The sequence below is a fragment of the Aquimarina sp. AU474 genome (assembly GCF_900312815.1).
GTDB lineage: Bacteria > Bacteroidota > Bacteroidia > Flavobacteriales > Flavobacteriaceae > Aquimarina.
On record NZ_OMPE01000008.1, the window covers coordinates 262,894 to 281,496 of the forward strand.

The following is an 18,603-nucleotide window of genomic DNA, read 5'->3' on the forward strand; positions in this document are numbered from 1 at the left end:
CTGTTTTAAACTTATAATATGGGCTTTTCAGATTTCAAGATAATATTTGTAATGTTTTCCAACACACAAATTTATTTATAAAAAAACACTTAAGGTTATATTGTATTATGCTTAGATTAAATTTTTCTACAGAAAAACTTGAAACAGGTTGATTTTATGAGTAAGAATAGTATACCTAAAGGTAAGTTTATAAATGCATTAGTCCAAGGTGATGACCTTGTCATTTTGGAAATTTATGAGCGTTTTTTCCCAAAAGCACTAGTCTATATTTTACAAAACAAAGGAACTCATAGTCAAGCTAAAGATATTTTTCAAGAAGCATTACTGTGTATTGTTATTGGCGTGAAGGAACGAAACTTGAAAGTTGATTGTTTTGAGGCATATTTATATACTATTTGTAAAAACATGTGGAAAAAAGAATTAGAAAAACTAAAAAAACGGGTAATAAAAGAGGATGTAATAGCACTAGTAGATAAAGAAACTAATTTTGCTTTGTTTATGATTGAACAGGAACAATTAGATTTGTATAGAGAAAAATTCGGTATGCTTTCAGAGAATTGTAAGGAAATATTGTCTTTATTTTTTAATGAAATGTCCTATGATGAAATAGTAAAAGAACTTGCTTATGCTACTGTTAATACTGCTCGACAACGAATATTTAAGTGTAAAAAAAAGTTAATTGAAATGATAAAATCGGATAGCCGATTTAACCAATACTAGTTATAAGAATGAAGTTTGAGGATAGTACATACGATCAAATAAATGCTTATTTATCAGGAATAATGAATCAGGTCGATAAAGAACTATTTGAATTAAGGATTAAAACTGATTCTGAATTGAGAGCAGAAGTTGACCTTCATCGTTCTTTAAAATCTACTTTTGGAAAAGAAGCATGGAGTACAAGGGAGGATATGAAGAACGGTGATGAAATACTTGAAATTAAAAACTTAAGAAAAGGAGAATTGTATACCGGTATTGAAGTAAACATCCAAGAAGTAAGCAACCAGTATTTTAAAAACATAGATAGTGAAAAGAATAAAAAATGGAGAAACTACTTGGGTATTATAGCTGCTGTGTTATGTGTCTTATTATTAACTTATTATTTTAATACTGCTAATTCGTCAGTCAATTCATTGTATTCAGATTATAATGATTGGAGGGAATTACCCTCGTTAACAGTTCAAGGAGATCCTGAGAGTTATTTAGCCAAAGCAGAACAACTTTTTTATGAAAAAAGATATAATGAAGCTATTTCTATTTTTGATACTGAGTTAAAGAATCAACCAGAAAACAAGATTAATGGTTTGGTACCTTATATTCTAGTATATACAGGAGTGTGTTATTTAGAATTAGAAGATTATGAAAGTGCTTTGAAAACATTTGATATTTTACTTAAGAGTAATGCATTGGATCGATCTAAGGGTTATTGGTATAAAGCATTGGTTTATATGAAAAAAGGAGATAAGGAACGAACCAAAGAGCAATTATCACTAATCCTAAAAGATGAAAAGAATTTTAATTTAAATAAAGCAAAATTATTGTTAGAAAAATTGGATTAAATTTTTATTGATATACAATCTAGTATTCCATTTTAAAAACTTGTTATGTAGCAGTATTCTTTTTAACGCTTGTAGGATACAATTTGATCCATTAGTATTGATGTTCCTAAGTCTTTAGGATTTAGATTTAGGTCGATTGTTTCTTCTTCTTCTTCGATAGACTCCTCAATGCTTTTATGCTTTAAATCCTTATAATGCATTAACTGCCATTTTTTATCGTGATACTCTAGAGAGGTAAGGTTTTCGATCCAATCGCCAGAATTAAGATAAAGACATGAACCATTTTTATTGGTAAACTCTCTCATTTGAGGTTGATGAATATGGCCACAAACTACATATTGATATTTATTTTTTACGGCTAGTTCTCCAGCAACATCTTCAAAATCATTAATATATTTCACAGCTTTTTTTACACTGTTTTTGATTTTTTTGGATAAAGAAAATTTTTCTTTTCCTAATTTCACTAAAATCCAATTGATTAATTGATTTACAAGAATTAACATATCGTATCCCCAACCTCCTAGTTTGGCTAACCATTTAGCATTCTGTATCGATGCGTCAAAAATATCGCCGTGAAAAAACCATGCCTTTTTATCGTCGAGATCTATTACTAATTTATCGAGTAATTTAAAATTACCCATTTCAGTATCACTAAACTTACGCAGCATTTCATCATGATTTCCTGTAATATAGATTACTTCGGTCCCTTTAGAGGCAAGGGCTATAATCTTTTTGAGTATTTTAAGATGTGATTTTGGAAAATATCGCTTCCTAAATTGCCATATATCAATAATATCACCATTAAGAATAAGTTTTTTAGGTTTAATACTGTTCAAATAACTAAGGAGTTCTTTTGCATGGCAACCGTAAGTCCCCAAATGAACATCAGAAATAACTACAAGATCCACAGGACGTTTCTTCATAAAATAACTTATAGCTACAAATAAAATACTCAAAGGTTAAAGTATAATTAAGGCAGTGTCAGCAGATTGTTATCGATATTTCAAGTTTTTGAGATAATATTAAGAGAACATTATGTGAAGATTATTGTCAAAAAGGTTTAAACATAATTTTATTAAAACAAAACACCTATGATTTTAAAATCATTTTTTTTTAGATAATGTGTCATACTATTAATTACAATTGATCGTCTATGTCTTTATATATACCTGCTCTTTAGTAAAGTAATCGATTGTTTTATGTATATAAATAAGAGTGTAACATCTTGTTCGAATACGTATTGATTCTATTATTCTAAAAAGAAAGTTTTAATGATTTTGAAACCTGTTTATATTGTTTTTGGTGTTTCTGGAAGTGGTAAAACTACTATAGGAAACGTATTAGCAAAAGAACTGGACATTCCTTTTTTTGATGCAGATGATTTTCATCCTCAATCCAATATTCAAAAGATGTCCGATGGCTATTCTCTCGATGATAATGATCGAACACCTTGGTTATCCATTTTGACGGATCAAATAAAAAACTGGCATCAAGATAAGGGCGCAGTATTGGCCTGTTCGGCATTAAAAATAAAATATAGAGAAAAGCTAGAGTCGTTTAATTCAGATCTTATTCATTGGATTTTTCTTGATGGTGATTATGATCTTATTCTTTCTCGACTTAAGGAAAGAAAAGGTCATTTTTTTCAAAGTGAGCTACTCACTTCTCAATTCGATGTGTTAGAAAAACCCACCAAAGGCATTTCGATTAAGGTTAATCAAAGTACAACCCATATGGTCACCGAAATAAAATCAAAGTTAAATGTACAGAAATCACAAATAGGCCTTTTTGGACTAGGAGTCATGGGTAAGAGTTTAGCAAAGAATATATTGTCTAATAACTTTAGTTTATCTGTTTATAATAGACACATAAAAGAGAAAGAGGTGGATGTAGCCAAAAACTTCGCAGATGAACTTACAGTAAAACCTAAACCTTTTGATGATTTACAACTGTTTGTAGAATCTTTACAACAACCTCGTATTATAATGTTAATGATTAGTGCAGGACCTGTTATTGATCAGGTAGTTAAAGATTTACTTCCGTTTTTAAATACTGGAGATTGTATTTTGGATGGAGGTAATTCTCATTATAAGGATACCATAAGAAGAGAAAAACTATTATCAATTGAAGGAATTTCATTTCTAGGTGTAGGTATATCGGGCGGAGAAGAAGGGGCGCTTAAAGGTCCTTCTATTATGCCGGGAGGCACAAGAAAAGGATACGAACAGTGTTCGAATTTTCTTGAGGCTATTGCGGCAAAAGATAAAGGAAACAAAGCATGTTGTTCGTATATCGGTTCCGAAGGATCTGGGCACTTTGTAAAAATGATTCATAACGGTATAGAGTATGGAGAGATGCAATTGTTAGCAGAAATTTATCATTTACTGAGACATTATCTAGAGAAAAAACCAAGCGAAATCGAAAAGATTTTTACATCATGGAGAACCCGAAACAAAGACAGTTATCTTTTAGAAATTACTACCGATATTTTGCTAAAAAAAGAAGGTTCAGGTTATTTGATTGACAAAATTTTGGATAAAGCCGATCAAAAAGGAACAGGAAGTTGGTCATCGATTTCTGCATTAAAAACAGGAGTGCCTTTTTCTACAATTTCTGAGGCAGTGATGGTAAGATTTCTATCCGCAAAAAAAGATGAGCGTATCAAGGCTTCTAATATTTATAATTATGAAATCTCAATTTCATCAGAAAATAAGGCGTTTTTATTAAAACAGCTAGAAGAAGCATATTATGCAGCAAGTATTATTAACCATGCTATTGGTTTTGATTCGTTGAAACAAACTTCTTTAGAATACGATTGGAACCTTAATCTATCTGAAATAGCTAGAATATGGACTAATGGATGCATCATACGAAGTGATTTGATGGAAAAAATGGCAGTACTGCTTAGTAATGATAATGACACCTCTGTTTTGTTGTTTCCTGAAATAGTGGATACAATGAATTCTCATATTAGTAAATTAACTTTTGTAGTCTCTAATGGGCTTCAAATAGGATGTGCTTTACCAGTACTTTCGGCAGCCTCAAATTACTTTCTTAATTACACTTCTGCGCAAATGTCCGCCAATATGATACAAGCTCAACGAGATTATTTTGGGGCACATAAATATCAAAGAATAGATAAAAAAGAAGGAGAATATTTTCACACAGATTGGAAAAATTAATACATATGGATTATCAATTGTTAATTGCGGTAGCAGTAGGGGTTTTTGCTTTATTATTTATGATTCTAAAATTAAGAATGCAGGCATTTATAGCATTATTAATTGTTTGTATTCTTGTAGGGATTGTAGCCGGATTATCTCCAGAAAACATTTTGGATAGCGTTAAAAATGGAATGGGCAGTACACTGGGTTTTGTAGCCACAGTGGTAGGTTTAGGAGCTCTTTTTGGAGGAATGCTAGAACACTCGGGAGGGGCTCAAGGTTTGGCTATTTATATTTTAAAACTATTTGGAGAAAAAAATGCTTCTTGGGCACTTATGGTCACAGGTTTTATTGTAGCAATACCTGTTTTTTTTGATGTAGCCTTTATTATATTGGTTCCTCTTGTTTATGCAATGGCCAAAAAGACGAAAAAATCATTGTTATTATATGCTGTCCCATTATTAGCAGGATTGGCAATCACACATAGTTTTATTCCTCCAACTCCTGGTCCAGTTGCAGTAGCTGATATTTTGGGAGCAAATCTAGGTTGGGTAATTATATTTGGATGTATTGCAGGAATTCCTACAGCAATTATTAGTGGTCCTTTATTTGCAAAATACATTTCAAAAAAAATTACAGTAGTAGTTCCAGAAAATAAAGAGTTTAGTGCTAATAATGAAGATTATCCTAATCCATTTGCTATTATTGCCATTATCACTTTACCTATTATGTTAATCGTATTAAAGACCGTTTTACTAGGGGATTGGTTTAATGTTGATAGACTCCCAAAAATACTTGTATATGCTGTTACTTTATTGGGGCATCCTTTTACGGCTTTAATTTTGGCTAATTTGATCGCTTGGTATGTACTTGGAATACGAAGAGGTGTGGGTAGAGATGCGCTTCTTAAACTTTCTATGAAATCTTTTGGTCCGGCTGGAGCTATAATATTGCTTACCGGAGCTGGAGGTGCGTTTAAACAAATACTAGTGGATACAAAAGTAGGGGAGTTATTAGCTTCTACGCTACATAGTGCTTCAATTCATCCTTTAATATTTGCTTTTATTGTAGCCGCTTTAATTCGTGTATTACAAGGCTCGGCAACGACGGCTATGATTGCTGGTGCAGGTATTATGTCACCAATTGTAATTGCAGGCGGTTTTAGCCCGGCACAAATTGCTCTAATGGTAATCTCTATTGCTTCAGGATCGACGATATTATCCCATGTAAACGATAGTGGTTTTTGGTTAGTTGGTCAATATTTAGGTTTAACCGAAAAACAAACTTTTCAGTCCTGGACAATGATGACAGTACTTATAGCAATTATTGGATTAATAATGTCCTTGGTTTTGTGGTATGTTTTTTAAAAAGAACTAATTAATTAACATAAAATCAATTTTTTGAAATTCTTTTCCGTTTACGATTAAGGATAATCGGTGTTGACCTTTATAAAATTTCCGTGTAGTGATAATTTTGAACGATTGTTTCTTTTGAATTTCTGTAATTGTATTTGCTTCATATATTTTTTCACTAATCTTAAATACTTTTCTAGACAATGTGCCATTAGCTTTTTTATAATAGATTCCATATTCGAGTCTAATTTTGGAAGAAGAGTTTGATGAATTATGTAATTTAAATGAAAAAAATAAGGATTGCCCAATTTTAATTTTTGGTGTATGTGTTTGAAAGTTAGTGACTTTTATATGTGCAATGGACCCAAAACCGAATAAATCTAATATATCTGTATTTCCAGATTTTAGCAAAGTTCTACTAGCATGTTTAATAAGCCAATCTGTTTCTTTTGTTTTTCCTTGCCATTTTTTTACTAGTTCTATAACTGTTGTGGGATTGTCCTTTGATATATCATTCATATTATTGGCAACACTTCTTCGTACCATTTCTGATGGATCATTTTTTAGATTTTCGAGTATAGGAATTATAGGAGAAGGATCTTTTTTAAATTTAGGTAGAGCCATTGCCCAAGGCAATCTGGGTCTAGATCCTTCTGAAGCCAGACGTCTTACCATGGCATGTGGATGTTGTGACCATACTAAAAGTTGTAGTATCATTTGTTGCGGATATTTTATTATGAATGGTCTCACAGCAAATTCACAACTCGTAAATTGTGTAATCTTTTCTATAGCCATTATTGATGTCGTATAATCATCGATACCATATTTCTCGATATAATCGGGTAAAAACATGTACTCAAAGGATAAACTTTCCTCTTTAGTATTTAATAATTCTGTAATTTTTATAATTACACCTACAGCCTTGAAGTAATCGTTGGGTAAATGTTGGTACATTGTTTCAGAGATATGATACATCCTTTGTTTGAGTTCTTTACATTCCCAATCTTTAATATATATATCTGTTAAGAATTGGGTTTGATTAAGGTTAGGATATACTTTTTTTAAAACTTTTATAAATTCTTCAAAAAAAGATTGATTATATACATTTTTTAATGCTTCGGCCATATTTTTTAGAATTATTCTGTTTAGAATAATCAAAATTAGTCGGAACATATGACAACTATATGTCAGTAGTATAGGATGTGATCAGAACATAAAATCAGATTTGTTCAAAAAAAGTATGGTAAATCTGGAATTGATTCAATTTTCATTGTTTAAAGTATAGTTTTTCTATCATATTACTATGGTATTTTTAGAGATTAACAATTACATTTGTTGAAAATTTGTACTGTATGGCAGGAAATACATTTGGAAACCTTTTTAAGGTGACTACATTTGGAGAATCGCATGGCGTTGCGATAGGAGGAATCATTGATGGATGTCCATCAGGGGTAACATTAGATTTAGAAGCCATTCAAGGAGAGTTAGACCGAAGAAAACCTGGTCAATCTGCAATTGTTACACAGCGTAAAGAACCCGATACGGTAGAATTTTTTTCAGGGATTTTTGAAGGAGTTACTACAGGTACGCCAATAGGTTTTGTAATTAAAAATGCAAATCAAAAATCTAAGGATTACTCACATATAAAAGATTCATATAGACCATCTCATGCTGATTATACATATGATCAAAAATATGGTGTTAGAGATTATAGAGGAGGAGGACGTTCTTCGGCGAGAGAAACTGCAAGTAGAGTAGTGGCAGGTGCCATAGCAAAACAAGTGCTTCCTGAACTTAGCATAAACGCCTATGTTAGTGGTGTTGGTGCTATTAAACTTGGAAAAAGTCATACTGAATTAGATTTTTCGCTAACAGAAAGTAACATTGTTCGTTGCCCTGATACAGAAAAAGCCAATGAAATGGAACAGTACATTAAACAAATCCGAAAAGAAGGAGATACTGTAGGTGGAATTGTGAGTTGTGCAATTTCTGGAGTACCTATTGGATTAGGAGAACCTGTTTTTGATAAATTACATGCAGAACTTGGTAAAGCGATGCTATCAATAAATGCCGTAAAGGGTTTTGAATATGGTAGTGGTTTTGCAGGAGCAGAGTTAAAAGGAAGCCAGCATAATGACTTATTTAATGCAGATGGTACTACAAAAACTAACCTTTCTGGTGGTATACAAGGAGGTATTTCTAATGGGATGGATGTTTATTTTAATGTAGCCTTTAAACCTGTGGCAACCATTATGCAAGATCAAGAAACCATCGATAAGGAAGGAAACATGGTAAATATGCAAGGTAAAGGAAGACATGATCCTTGTGTGGTACCTAGAGCAGTACCTATTGTAGAAGCAATGGCAGCTTTGGTTTTAGTTGATTATTGGTTAATGAACAGAACAATTAAGAAATGATCACACAATACAAGTAAATAATTACGGTAATCTTAATAAGGTTGCCGTTTTTTTGTTTTTAATTTATATCTTCGACCCTCTTTGGCTTATAAATTAAAACATTTACATGAAAAAAATTGCACTGCACTGGCAAATCATGATCGGAATGCTGCTAGGTATAGTATTCGGATTTATAATGACAACAATCTCTTGGGGTAAAGGATTTACAGGAGATTGGATTGCTCCACTTGGGACTATTTTTGTAAACCTTTTAAAATTAATTGCTGTTCCTCTTATTTTAGCTTCTTTGATTAAAGGTATCTCTGATCTAAAGGATATTTCTAAGTTTAAGGCAATTGGAGGTCGAACCATTGTTATTTATGTTCTTACCACAGTTATTGCAATTACTATTGGTTTATTATTAGTGAATGTTATTAAACCGGGAGATGGGATTACGCCAGAAACTATTGAGAAATTAACAACAGAATATGCTGGTAATGCCAAAATATCCGAACGTATTGCCGAGGCGGGTAGACAAAAAGAAAGTGGCCCTTTGCAATTTGTAGTAGATATGGTGCCACAAAATGCTATTAAAGCAATGAGTGACAATAAGATGATGCTACAAGTGATATTTTTTGCAATTTTCCTTGGGATCAGTATGTTACTCATATCACCAAAACAATCTAAACCACTTAAAAAATTCTTTGACAGTCTTAATGATGTGGTTTTAAAAATGGTTGATCTAATTATGCTTACTGCCCCATTTGCCGTTTTTGCATTATTAGCCAATGTGGTTGTAACCTCTGATGATCCTGATATATTGTTAGCATTGTTACGATATGCTGGTGTTGTGATATTTGGATTATCATTAATGATCGTATTCTATTGTATTTTGGTTTCTGTGATCACAAAAAAATCTCCTTTATGGTTTTTAAAACAGATTAGTCCTGCTCAATTGTTAGCTTTTTCTACTAGTTCTAGTGCGGCAACGCTACCAGTAACAATGGAGAGAGTAGAGGAACATATTGGTGTAGATAAAGAAGTATCTAGTTTTGTGTTACCGGTAGGAGCGACTATTAATATGGATGGTACAAGTTTATACCAAGCGGTAGCTTCGGTATTTATTATGCAAGTATTATGGCCAGAGGGATTAACTTTCAGCAACCAAATAACAATTGTATTAACTGCTTTATTAGCATCAATAGGATCTGCTGCTGTTCCCGGAGCAGGAATGGTAATGTTAGTAATAGTTCTAGAAGCTATTGGATTCCCTTCAGATAAGTTACCAATAGGATTGGCATTAATTTTTGCTGTAGATAGACCTTTAGATATGCTTCGTACTACTATTAATGTTACAGGAGATGCTACGGTATCTATGATTGTAGCAAAATCTGTAGGTAAACTAGGAGATCCTAATGTAAAAGAATGGGATGATCATTATGATGATGTAAAGTAGCTGTTAATTTACTTTCCAGTTTTTGAGTAATTCAAATAAAACAGGGTATTCTGATTCTCTTTCTGGATTCCACATCATAGTTAGTTTTGCTTTTTGTTGAATGTCTGGTAATTCTATATTTTTTATAGGAAACTCATGACCATGCAGTGATGATACTGGCTCCAGAGCTACACCAAGCCCTGCTTCTACTAACCTGAATCCAGTACTGGCAGAATCGGTTTCGTGAACTACTTTAGGATTAAAACCGGCATCTGTACATATGGATTCTAAAATATGCACATAGTTTGGCCCATCGGATACAGAAGGAAATATAAATTCTTCATCTGAAAAAACAGAAAAATCGGTATAATTATGACGGTCTACTGGATGATTTATGGGTAATAAGATTACAAAATTGTCAATATGTAATACTTTGCTTTTTAAACTAAAGGGTACTAGAGGGTTTGTTGCAAAACCAATATCTAATTCGTTTTGTTGTAATGCAAGGTATTGATCTCGATTATTCATTTCTCTAAGTACAGTTTTTATACCAGGAATCTGATCATTAATTGTTTTTAATATATCAGGTAAAATCGTTTGCATAATGGAGTGTGTAAAACCAATTCTAATTTCTCCAACATCTCCGTTATGAATATGTGCGGTTTGCTTGGTCATTCTTTCCGCTTGTGTGATAAGTTTCTTAGTTTCTTTAACAAAATATATACCTGCATGAGTAAGTTCGACATTACGTTTATCTCTTTTAAAAAGAATAGCTCCAATTTGATTTTCTACAAGTTTTATTTGTCTGCTTAAAGCTGGTTGAACAATATTGAGTTCGTCAGCAGCTTTTGTGAAATTCAATTTTTCGGCCAGAACAAGAATGTTTTTAAGTACTTGAATATTCATTGATAACAAATTGTTATTAGTGTATCAAAATTAAGTATTTTTTATTATAAATAAAGATGATTAATTTTGAAAAAGTTTACTTTTTACTTCGAATAAAGAATACGCTATGAGTAATGATATTTTAAAAAAAGCATACGAAACAGATAGTTTTAGGGCTATAGGTCATGAGGTTATTGATTTACTAGCTGATCATATAGAAAATGTGCAAACCAATAGAGACCATCCTGTATTATCTTATCAATCACCAGAGGATGTTCATGCATATTGGCAAGAAGATTTTTCTTCGGATTCAGGGATTATGGATGTGTTTAGAAATATTTTGAATCAATCTATTAATGTTCATCACCCTAGGTATATTGGTCATCAAGTGGCGGTTCCAGCCTTTATTTCAAGTCTTGCAGGGCTTATGTCTGATTTGTTAAGTAATGGTACTGGAGTCTATGAAATGGGAATGGCGGCAAATGCTATTGAAAGAGTAGTAACAGATTTGGTAGCCAAAAAAATTGGATATACTCAAAAAGCTTTGGGATTACTCACATCAGGAGGCACTCTTGCAAACCTTACGGCCCTACTGGCTGCTCGAAAAGCAAAGGGGCCTTCTTCAGTTTGGGAAAAGGGTCATCAAGAAAAATTAGCCATAATGGTGTCTCAAGAAGCCCACTATTGCATCGATAGAGCAGCAAGAATCCTTGGTTTTGGTGATGATGGGATTATTAAAGTACCCGTTAACGAAGATTTTAGCATAGATACAAGAGAACTGGACCAGTGTTTAAATAGTGCAAAAGCAAAAGGATTGCATGTCATTGCTTTAATTGGTTGTGCGTGTTCAACGGCAACGGGATCTTATGATGATTTAAATGCTTTATCAATATTTGCAGAACAAAATGATTTATGGTTTCATGTTGATGGGGCTCACGGTGGAGGAGTTGTGTTTTCAGAAAAATATAAACATTTAGTCGAAGGCATTGCTAAAGCTGATTCTGTAGTAATTGATTTTCATAAAATGTTAATGACTCCAGCATTAAATACGGGTTTGATTTTTAAGAATGCAGAGGATTCTTATCGAACTTTTGAGCAAAAGGCACAATATTTATGGGATTCGCAACATACTAGAGAATGGTATAACTCAGGAAAAAGAACTTTTGAGTGTACCAAATTAATGATGTCTATAAAGATATATGCAATTTTAAAAGCGCATGGTGAGGATATATTCGAGAAGAATATCGATACACTTTATGATCTTGCCATTGTTTTTGCGGATAAAATAAAACAAAATAAAAATTTTGAACTAGCACATGATCCTCAGGCCAATATTGTTAATTTCAGATATATAGCGACTAGTGATGTGGATATTAATTCAATTAATAATGGAGTGCGGCAAATTTTAGTAGAGTCGGGTAAATTTTATATTGTGCAAACAACAATAGGGGAGCATCGTTATTTGAGAACAACTATAATGAATCCTTTTACGAATGAAAAAGATTTCGATGCTTTGTTAAATGAGATAGAAATGATTGCAAAACGTCTTGAACATAAGAAGAAAGTATCAATTTAGAGAAATTTAACTTTTTGTTCACGCAACTAACACTAAAAGTGATTCATCTACAGTTATATAGTAACCAAATTAATTAAAGATGAAACGTTTAGCGTATATATTGTTATCTTTTTCTATACTATTAGGCTGTAGTAATGATGATGATTCTAATCCAGAGGTTGTATTATCAGGATTATCTGGAAAATGGAATTTAGTTAATGTTAATGGCGGTTTTGTTGGTGTAAACCATGATTTTGAGAATGGCATCATCGTCTGGGATTTTAATGAAACTAATAATAAGGTGGTCATTACCAATTCGAATACGGATGATACGATCGAAGATTCTTTCCCAACAGGAACTTATAACTATTCGATACTAGAAGTTCAAGGAAATCAGGAATTAGTAGTTGATAATAGAAATCTTGGTAATTTTGAAATTTCTGGTAGTCAATTCATAGTAGATGAGAATTTTAGAGATGGTTTTAGATTTACTTTTAGTCGTTAAAACCAATGTTTTCGTTTCAATATTTTTAAGCTATGATGATGTGATGAGCAAAAAAAGGGGGATTTCCCCCTAACCATTATTAGTTAAACTCCCCTTACACAGTATTGCACTTATACATACTTTTGGGTATCACTTTTATCACACTAATAAACAAATAATATGAAACGGCTTTTACTACCCATAGCACTCATTGCTTTTGCTACAATATCTCTTAGTATAGTGCATATAGACAATGTTAATAAGTTGGATGCTCAATCAAACAAACTTAGAAAGAAAGTAAAAACAGAGGTCAATTCATCTAATATACCTGATCACTCTCCATCTATAGATAGATCCAAGACTAAATGAAGGGTTAACGATTCTATTGTAATTGACCCATAGCTAAATCTTAATAGTTTATAGCTAAACTTATATAAATAGGGATTAAACGTTGTGAGATAGATGTATAACCAATACTTACGAATTCTAATTGAACAACTACGAATTCTAAAAGACATCAAAAATGACCTAGATACATAGTTACTTTTATACCGTAATTAAAGTATGGTCTTTTTTTGCTCCCAATTACCTTAATCCCAAAATAAAATAATATGAAACAGTTTTTATTACCTGTAGTGTTAATTTGTTTTACGATACTTTGCTTAGTTTTTGTTCATATTGATAACATGAATAAGCTAAATAAGGAGAAAATAGCTTTAGATAAGAAACAGGATAAAAAAATGCATACCAAGTCGATACAATTATAGGTGATAATTAACCTCTTTGGTCTATAAATAATGCTCTAAGTTCTGGAGTAGGAATCATACAGCTTTCCTTTTTGCCAAACCACTTGTATCTATTTTTGGCAATAATATCATAAATCCAATCTCTAAAGAATTTGGGTAAAATAAGGAAAACAGAAAATAAGGGATAAATACCAGTCAGCTGCTTTGCAATTTGTAATGCAGCTGTTGATTTATGATAATATGATACACCTGTATCAATTAGTAAAATTGAATCAATTCCCGTAGTATCTATATTTCTTTCAATTATTAATTTTTTGCCAATATCACTTTGTAGGGAAGCATACCTGAAAACATCTTTTTTGTCACGGTTAATAATAAAATTAATAGCACTATTACAAAGGTTACAGACACCGTCAAATAATATGATTTTTTTCCCTTTTTCGATCATACTACAAAGATACAATGAAAAATTAATTAAAAATGAGGGTTTAGTAATTCGTTAAGAGTTACTTTAAAATTATTGAATCTATGACCTGTTGCGTAGTAATTTGCAAGTTTTTTGGGAGTTTGTTATCCTTTGGTAACACAGCAAGATAGCGATCACTATTAGAATCAAAAACTTGTTTGTAAATAGGGTCACTAAGTTGTAAAATATCACAAATTTCCTTAATTAAATCAAAGTGATAGGATAAATCAGTACTGCCCAAATGAAAAATACCTTTTCTACCTCGATTTATAATATAGTGTATTTGTTGCGTTAACTTTGATATCGAAGTAGCGTTAATAATAACGTTAGGAAATACTTCTATTGGAGCTTTTAAATCGTATAGTGTTTTTATTTCTTGTACTCTTGGAGTGACGGCACCAAATATCATTGGTATTCTGGCAATTACATATTTATTTGTAGGTAATCGCATTAATGCATTTTCGATCTTAATTTTAAATCTACCATATACACTATTACTTAAGGTTTTGTCGTATTCGTATGAGGGATAGTTACTAAAGGAATCAAACACATTAGCACTTGACATAAAAACTAATTTGCATTTATGGTTTTTGATCCAATTTATAATTCGTTGATGTGCATCTAATTGTGAGTTGAAATTACCTCTAATGGCAGAAACTATAATAGTAGGCTTAAGGTTATCTAGTAAAATAGAGATATCTTCTAGTTCCATATCATATTGAAAAAATTTTTGATTCTTTTCAAAGAAGGTGTTATCAGTACAATATGTACCATAAGTATCATAATAGGAATTTAACTCCTTGTACAGAGCATTTCCTATAAAACCACTAGCTCCTAAAATTAAAATCTTCTTCAAACTGATATTGCTATAAAAAAATTAAGTTTCAAATATTACATATGTAACTTTGAAACTTAACTTTACTATTTTTTATTGTAAAACTAGCCTTTATAAAATGGTAATTTAACTACGGTTGCAGGAATTGCTTTTTTTCGCACTTGAATATTAATCTTACTCCCCGGTTTTGCAAACACAGTAGGAACATATCCTAAACCAATACCTTTACCTAATGAAGGCGACATTGTACCAGAGGTAACAATCCCTATGGTATTACCGTTTCCATCTACAATATCATAATCATGACGAGGAATACCTCGATCATCTAATTCAAACCCTACTAGTTTTCGTTCTGCGCCATGTTCTTTTTCTTTGGCTAATGCCTCGGCATTGATAAAGTCTTTTGAGAACTTTGTTATCCAACCTAATCCTGCTTCTATAGGAGAAGTAGTATCACTAATATCGTTTCCATAAAGACAATATCCCATTTCTAAACGAAGAGTGTCTCTGGCAGCTAATCCTACTGGTTTGATCCCAAAATCAGCACCTGCTTCAAGTACTTTGTCCCATATCTGCTTTACTTCAGAGTTTTTGCAATATATTTCAAAACCACCGCTACCGGTATATCCTGTTGCAGAAATAATAACATGTTCTATTCCTGCAAAATCTGATACTTCAAAAGTGTAAAATTTCATTGCTTCAAGATCAACAGAGGTAAGAGATTGCATTGCTGCAGAAGCTTTTGGACCTTGGATAGCAAGTAATGAATAATCATCAGATAAATCACGCATTTCCGCATTCATGCTATTATGACTGCTTATCCAGTTCCAGTCTTTTTCAATATTAGAAGCATTTACTACCAGAAGATATTTTTCGTCGGCAATTTTGTATACAATCAAATCGTCTACAACTCCACCTTTATCATTTGGTAAACAACTGTATTGGGCTTTACCATCTACTAATTTAGAAGCATCATTTGAAGTTACTTTTTGAATAAGATCCAATGCATTTGGGCCAGTTATCAAAAATTCACCCATATGAGATACATCAAAAACACCAACATCCTTACGTACTGTTTCATGTTCAATATTAACTCCCTCATAAGATACAGGCATATTATATCCTGCAAATGGTACCATTTTCGCTCCAAGAGCTGTATGAGTTTCTGTTAAAGCTGTATTTTTCATTGTGTGACAGGTTATTAAATTGACGCCGAAAGTAAAAAACTTTGTTTAGGTATACAATGCTTTTTTGTTATAATCTTAATTAATTTATGAGTATAATTATCCATTTGCATGGATATATTATGATATCCCTAATATAGGAAGAGATACATTTATTACTTAATAATTGTAGGTATTGTAAAAGTTTTTATACTTTTAGTTTGATCTCATTTCGTAACCAAACATAAATAACATGCCATCGGGATATTCTGGAACACCACTTGCTAAAAAATTAGGTATAAAAGAGGGCAATATGATTACATTGTATAATCAACCAATAAATTATTTTGATTTGCTTATTGATCTTCCGGATGGAGTTAAGAAATTGGATGTTTTAAGAAATGAAAGCGCTGATTTTATTCATATTTTCTGCACTTCTTTTAAAGAACTACGACAAGTTGCTCCTAAGTTTAAACCGGCCTTAAAAAAAACAGGGATGTTATGGGTTAGTTGGCCCAAAGGTAGTTCGAATATTGCTACTGACCTTAAGAGAGATCCAATTAGAGACTATCTTATTAGTATCGGGTTGGTTGATATAAAAGTTGCTGCTGTCGATGATAACTGGAGTGGTTTAAAGTTCGTGTATCGAATAAAAGATAGAAATTAGTTTTTTTTAACAAGCTGATATTTAGTTTTTTAACTTTAAATTAGTTTTTTCGTTTACACAAGATTGAATAAATCCTGCATGAAGAAAAAGGTTGTCTTAATAGTAAATAAAATGTTATGCATAATAAACTTATAACAAAACATTGTTATAAAAACGTTAAGCAATCAAAAAAATATTTACCTTTATGATGAAGAATTGTAGCATTGGAAAGCGAATTACAAATATCGAATGATTTTTTTATTAAGAATCTAAATGAAGGTAATAAAGAAGCCTTTAAAGTTCTTTTTGAACTCTACTATAACAAATTGTTATATGTAGCTCAGAGCTATATTTCTAACAAAGAAGATGCTGAAGAAATCGTACAGGATACCTTTGTAAAAGCTTGGAAAAAAAGAAAAAAAATATCTTCTAATATTAATGGTTATCTTTTTAAGGTTACTAAAAATTCTTGTTTAGATTATTTAAGGTCAAGAAAATACAAATTGAGTAGTTCGAATAATCTAATTCAATTAGAAGCGTTTATAAACCATAACGCTTTAGCAGATTCTGATTCTTCTTTGATTATTGAAAAGGAACTTGCGCAAAAAATACAATCTGGAATAGCTTTATTACCAGAAAAATGTAAAAAAGTGTTTATTAAGAGCCGAATAGAGGGCTTAAAGAATAAAGAAATATCTGATGAGCTGAATATTTCTATCAAAACTGTTGAAAATCATATGTCAAAAGCCTTAAAACATATGAGAGTGCATCTTCGCGAATTCTTATCTTTTTTCTAAAAAATATAAATATTAACTAGGGGGTAGTTTATTTTTTTACGTCTTTATTAGTATAAGACTATAATCAATGCAAGAAAACGAACTACTTAAATATATTTCGGGAGAATCTAATGATGAAGAAAGGAGTGCTGTAATTGAATGGATTAGGCAGGATCCTGAACATCAGAAACGTTATTCTACTCTCAAAGCAAAATATGTAGCTTCTACGCTCGATTTTGTTGATACTGATTCTCAAGATGTACAAAAAGCGTATACCAATTTTTCCTCAAAGAAAATTGATAAGAGAAAAACTATATATAAACCAGTGGTCGCTGTAATAGCCGCTGTGATACTGCCTTTAATAATTTGGCAATCGTATATATATATTAATAATGATAACCTGATAGTTTCTACGCAGGAGTTTATTGCCGATAATGTTATTAGTATTGTTACAGAGCATGGCAATCAAAAAACAGTAGTATTACCAGATGGATCTATGGTTACTTTAAATGCTGGTAGTAGTTTAAATTACCCAAAAGAATTTACAGATAATATTAGGCAGGTTAATTTAAAAGGTGAAGCTTTTTTTGATGTCAAAAAAGATACAAACAAGCCTTTTATTGTACATACAGAACATCTGAAGGTAAGAGTTCTTGGTACATCTTTTAATGTAAAATCGTATGCCAAAGACAAAAACATAGAAACAACACTCGTAACGGGTAAGGTAGAGGTTATTCAGGATAGAGTAAAAACGCCAATAGTTTTGGTCCCTTCTCAAAGAGCAATATTTAATAAAGAAAAGAATGGAATTAAAGTTGATCGCGTTGATTCTGAAAAGATAGTAGCTTGGAAAAAAGGAAAATTGATTTTTGATAAAACCCCTTTACAACAAGTTGTCTTGGATTTGAAAAGAAAATATAATGTGGATTTTGTAATAGAATCCGATTCCCTTTTAAATTATAAATATACAGGAGAGTTTGATAACCTTGATTTGGATGAGGTTCTCAAGTTCCTTAAACTATCGTCATCCATACAATACAAATATGAAAACAATAAAGTTATGCTAAACTCAGAATAGAGTATAAAAAAAGAGAAGATGCTGGAACACCTTCTCTATAGATCATTTAATTAGACTCAGAAA

At 31.7% G+C, this 18,603-nt stretch carries 18 protein-coding genes; 12 read left to right on the forward strand and 6 right to left on the reverse strand.

Annotation, left to right across the window (positions count from 1 at the left end; translation table 11 throughout):
• The first annotated feature begins 156 nt into the window (after positions 1–156).
• Together DK508_RS10970 and DK508_RS10975 are read left to right on the forward strand one after the other, a co-directional pair.
• Positions 157–720 carry an RNA polymerase sigma factor gene (locus DK508_RS10970; protein ID WP_109300807.1) on the forward strand — a complete coding sequence of 188 codons (564 nt, stop codon included), beginning with the start codon at positions 157–159 and terminating at the stop codon, positions 718–720.
• A gap of 8 nt (positions 721–728) precedes the next feature.
• A complete protein-coding gene (locus DK508_RS10975; RefSeq protein WP_109300808.1) occupies positions 729–1,559 on the forward strand; it encodes a tol-pal system YbgF family protein in 831 nt (276 codons plus the stop codon).
• Between the two features lie 62 nt (positions 1,560–1,621).
• Here the strand turns inward: DK508_RS10975 and DK508_RS10980 are convergent, their stop codons facing one another.
• The gene (locus DK508_RS10980) at positions 1,622–2,482 is read right to left on the reverse strand and encodes a UDP-2,3-diacylglucosamine diphosphatase (protein ID WP_109300809.1); all 861 of its coding nucleotides are present in this window, start codon (positions 2,480–2,482) and stop codon (positions 1,622–1,624) included.
• 348 nt (positions 2,483–2,830) lie between these two features.
• Between DK508_RS10980 and gndA the strand changes: the two genes are divergently transcribed.
• Together gndA and DK508_RS10990 are read left to right on the forward strand one after the other, a co-directional pair.
• Positions 2,831–4,741: an NADP-dependent phosphogluconate dehydrogenase gene (gene gndA, locus DK508_RS10985; RefSeq protein WP_109300810.1), complete on the forward strand. Its 1,911-nt coding sequence runs from the start codon at positions 2,831–2,833 to the stop codon at positions 4,739–4,741.
• A 5-nt stretch (positions 4,742–4,746) separates the two neighbouring features.
• Complete coding sequence (locus tag DK508_RS10990; protein WP_109301321.1) at positions 4,747–6,090, forward strand: GntP family permease; 1,344 nt, start codon at positions 4,747–4,749, stop codon at positions 6,088–6,090.
• Between the two features lie 6 nt (positions 6,091–6,096).
• On the opposite strand, the gene DK508_RS10995 is transcribed toward DK508_RS10990, so the two are convergent.
• Positions 6,097–7,200 carry a DNA alkylation repair protein gene (locus DK508_RS10995; RefSeq protein ID WP_109300811.1) on the reverse strand — a complete coding sequence of 368 codons (1,104 nt, stop codon included), beginning with the start codon at positions 7,198–7,200 and terminating at the stop codon, positions 6,097–6,099.
• A 227-nt stretch (positions 7,201–7,427) separates the two neighbouring features.
• On the opposite strand from DK508_RS10995, the gene aroC reads away from it, so the two are divergent.
• Positions 7,428–8,492, forward strand: a complete 1,065-nt coding sequence (aroC, locus tag DK508_RS11000; protein ID WP_109300812.1) for a chorismate synthase — start codon at positions 7,428–7,430, stop codon at positions 8,490–8,492.
• A 106-nt stretch (positions 8,493–8,598) separates the two neighbouring features.
• Positions 8,599–9,927, forward strand: a complete 1,329-nt coding sequence (locus DK508_RS11005; RefSeq protein WP_109300813.1) for a dicarboxylate/amino acid:cation symporter — start codon at positions 8,599–8,601, stop codon at positions 9,925–9,927.
• A 3-nt stretch (positions 9,928–9,930) separates the two neighbouring features.
• Here DK508_RS11005 and DK508_RS11010 read toward each other — a convergent pair whose 3' ends face one another.
• Complete coding sequence (locus tag DK508_RS11010; protein WP_109300814.1) at positions 9,931–10,812, reverse strand: LysR substrate-binding domain-containing protein; 882 nt, start codon at positions 10,810–10,812, stop codon at positions 9,931–9,933.
• A 106-nt stretch (positions 10,813–10,918) separates the two neighbouring features.
• On the opposite strand from DK508_RS11010, the gene DK508_RS11015 reads away from it, so the two are divergent.
• The 3 genes from DK508_RS11015 (at position 10,919) to DK508_RS11025 (ending at position 13,199) form a co-directional block, all read left to right on the forward strand.
• Positions 10,919–12,367: an aminotransferase class V-fold PLP-dependent enzyme gene (locus DK508_RS11015; RefSeq protein ID WP_109300815.1), complete on the forward strand. Its 1,449-nt coding sequence runs from the start codon at positions 10,919–10,921 to the stop codon at positions 12,365–12,367.
• A 79-nt stretch (positions 12,368–12,446) separates the two neighbouring features.
• A complete protein-coding gene (locus DK508_RS11020) occupies positions 12,447–12,851 on the forward strand; it encodes a hypothetical protein (RefSeq protein ID WP_109300816.1) in 405 nt (134 codons plus the stop codon).
• A gap of 159 nt (positions 12,852–13,010) precedes the next feature.
• Entirely contained in the window at positions 13,011–13,199 is a 189-nt protein-coding gene (locus tag DK508_RS11025; RefSeq protein ID WP_109300817.1) for a hypothetical protein, read from the forward strand.
• A 405-nt stretch (positions 13,200–13,604) separates the two neighbouring features.
• Here the strand turns inward: DK508_RS11025 and DK508_RS11030 are convergent, their stop codons facing one another.
• The 3 genes from DK508_RS11030 to gcvT form a co-directional block, all read right to left on the reverse strand.
• Positions 13,605–14,024 carry a thiol-disulfide oxidoreductase DCC family protein gene (locus tag DK508_RS11030; RefSeq protein WP_109300818.1) on the reverse strand — a complete coding sequence of 140 codons (420 nt, stop codon included), beginning with the start codon at positions 14,022–14,024 and terminating at the stop codon, positions 13,605–13,607.
• A gap of 58 nt (positions 14,025–14,082) precedes the next feature.
• Complete coding sequence (locus tag DK508_RS11035; protein ID WP_109300819.1) at positions 14,083–14,898, reverse strand: sugar nucleotide-binding protein; 816 nt, start codon at positions 14,896–14,898, stop codon at positions 14,083–14,085.
• A gap of 83 nt (positions 14,899–14,981) precedes the next feature.
• Complete coding sequence (gene gcvT / locus DK508_RS11040) at positions 14,982–16,064, reverse strand: glycine cleavage system aminomethyltransferase GcvT (RefSeq protein ID WP_109300820.1); 1,083 nt, start codon at positions 16,062–16,064, stop codon at positions 14,982–14,984.
• Positions 16,065–16,293: 229 nt separating this feature from the next.
• On the opposite strand from gcvT, the gene DK508_RS11045 reads away from it, so the two are divergent.
• From DK508_RS11045 to DK508_RS11055, 3 genes are all read left to right on the forward strand, one after another.
• On the forward strand, positions 16,294–16,707 hold the full coding sequence (locus DK508_RS11045; RefSeq protein WP_109300821.1) for a DUF3052 domain-containing protein: 414 nt from the start codon (positions 16,294–16,296) through the stop codon (positions 16,705–16,707).
• Between the two features lie 203 nt (positions 16,708–16,910).
• Complete coding sequence (locus DK508_RS11050) at positions 16,911–17,483, forward strand: RNA polymerase sigma-70 factor (RefSeq protein WP_160114653.1); 573 nt, start codon at positions 16,911–16,913, stop codon at positions 17,481–17,483.
• A gap of 67 nt (positions 17,484–17,550) precedes the next feature.
• Positions 17,551–18,540 (forward strand): FecR family protein, encoded by a 990-nt coding sequence (locus DK508_RS11055; RefSeq protein WP_109300823.1) that lies wholly within the window; start codon positions 17,551–17,553, stop codon positions 18,538–18,540.
• Positions 18,541–18,603 lie beyond the last annotated feature (63 nt).

Excerpts from the sequence above, each read along its gene's own strand:
- DK508_RS11045 (WP_109300821.1), top strand. The coding sequence starts at position 16,294 with ATGCCATCGGGATATTCTGGAACACCACTTGCTAAAAAATTAGGTATA.
- DK508_RS11025 (WP_109300817.1), top strand. The coding sequence starts at position 13,011 with ATGAAACGGCTTTTACTACCCATAGCACTCATTGCTTTTGCTACAATA.
- DK508_RS11010 (WP_109300814.1), bottom strand. The coding sequence starts at position 10,812 with ATGAATATTCAAGTACTTAAAAACATTCTTGTTCTGGCCGAAAAATTG.
- DK508_RS11055 (WP_109300823.1), top strand. The coding sequence starts at position 17,551 with ATGCAAGAAAACGAACTACTTAAATATATTTCGGGAGAATCTAATGAT.
- DK508_RS10970 (WP_109300807.1), top strand. The coding sequence starts at position 157 with ATGAGTAAGAATAGTATACCTAAAGGTAAGTTTATAAATGCATTAGTC.
- aroC (WP_109300812.1), top strand. The coding sequence starts at position 7,428 with ATGGCAGGAAATACATTTGGAAACCTTTTTAAGGTGACTACATTTGGA.
- DK508_RS11015 (WP_109300815.1), top strand. The coding sequence starts at position 10,919 with ATGAGTAATGATATTTTAAAAAAAGCATACGAAACAGATAGTTTTAGG.
- gcvT (WP_109300820.1), bottom strand. The coding sequence starts at position 16,064 with ATGAAAAATACAGCTTTAACAGAAACTCATACAGCTCTTGGAGCGAAA.
- DK508_RS11005 (WP_109300813.1), top strand. The coding sequence starts at position 8,599 with ATGAAAAAAATTGCACTGCACTGGCAAATCATGATCGGAATGCTGCTA.
- DK508_RS10990 (WP_109301321.1), top strand. The coding sequence starts at position 4,747 with ATGGATTATCAATTGTTAATTGCGGTAGCAGTAGGGGTTTTTGCTTTA.
- gndA (WP_109300810.1), top strand. The coding sequence starts at position 2,831 with ATGATTTTGAAACCTGTTTATATTGTTTTTGGTGTTTCTGGAAGTGGT.
- DK508_RS10980 (WP_109300809.1), bottom strand. The coding sequence starts at position 2,482 with ATGAAGAAACGTCCTGTGGATCTTGTAGTTATTTCTGATGTTCATTTG.
- DK508_RS11030 (WP_109300818.1), bottom strand. The coding sequence starts at position 14,024 with ATGATCGAAAAAGGGAAAAAAATCATATTATTTGACGGTGTCTGTAAC.
- DK508_RS10975 (WP_109300808.1), top strand. The coding sequence starts at position 729 with ATGAAGTTTGAGGATAGTACATACGATCAAATAAATGCTTATTTATCA.
- DK508_RS10995 (WP_109300811.1), bottom strand. The coding sequence starts at position 7,200 with ATGGCCGAAGCATTAAAAAATGTATATAATCAATCTTTTTTTGAAGAA.
- DK508_RS11020 (WP_109300816.1), top strand. The coding sequence starts at position 12,447 with ATGAAACGTTTAGCGTATATATTGTTATCTTTTTCTATACTATTAGGC.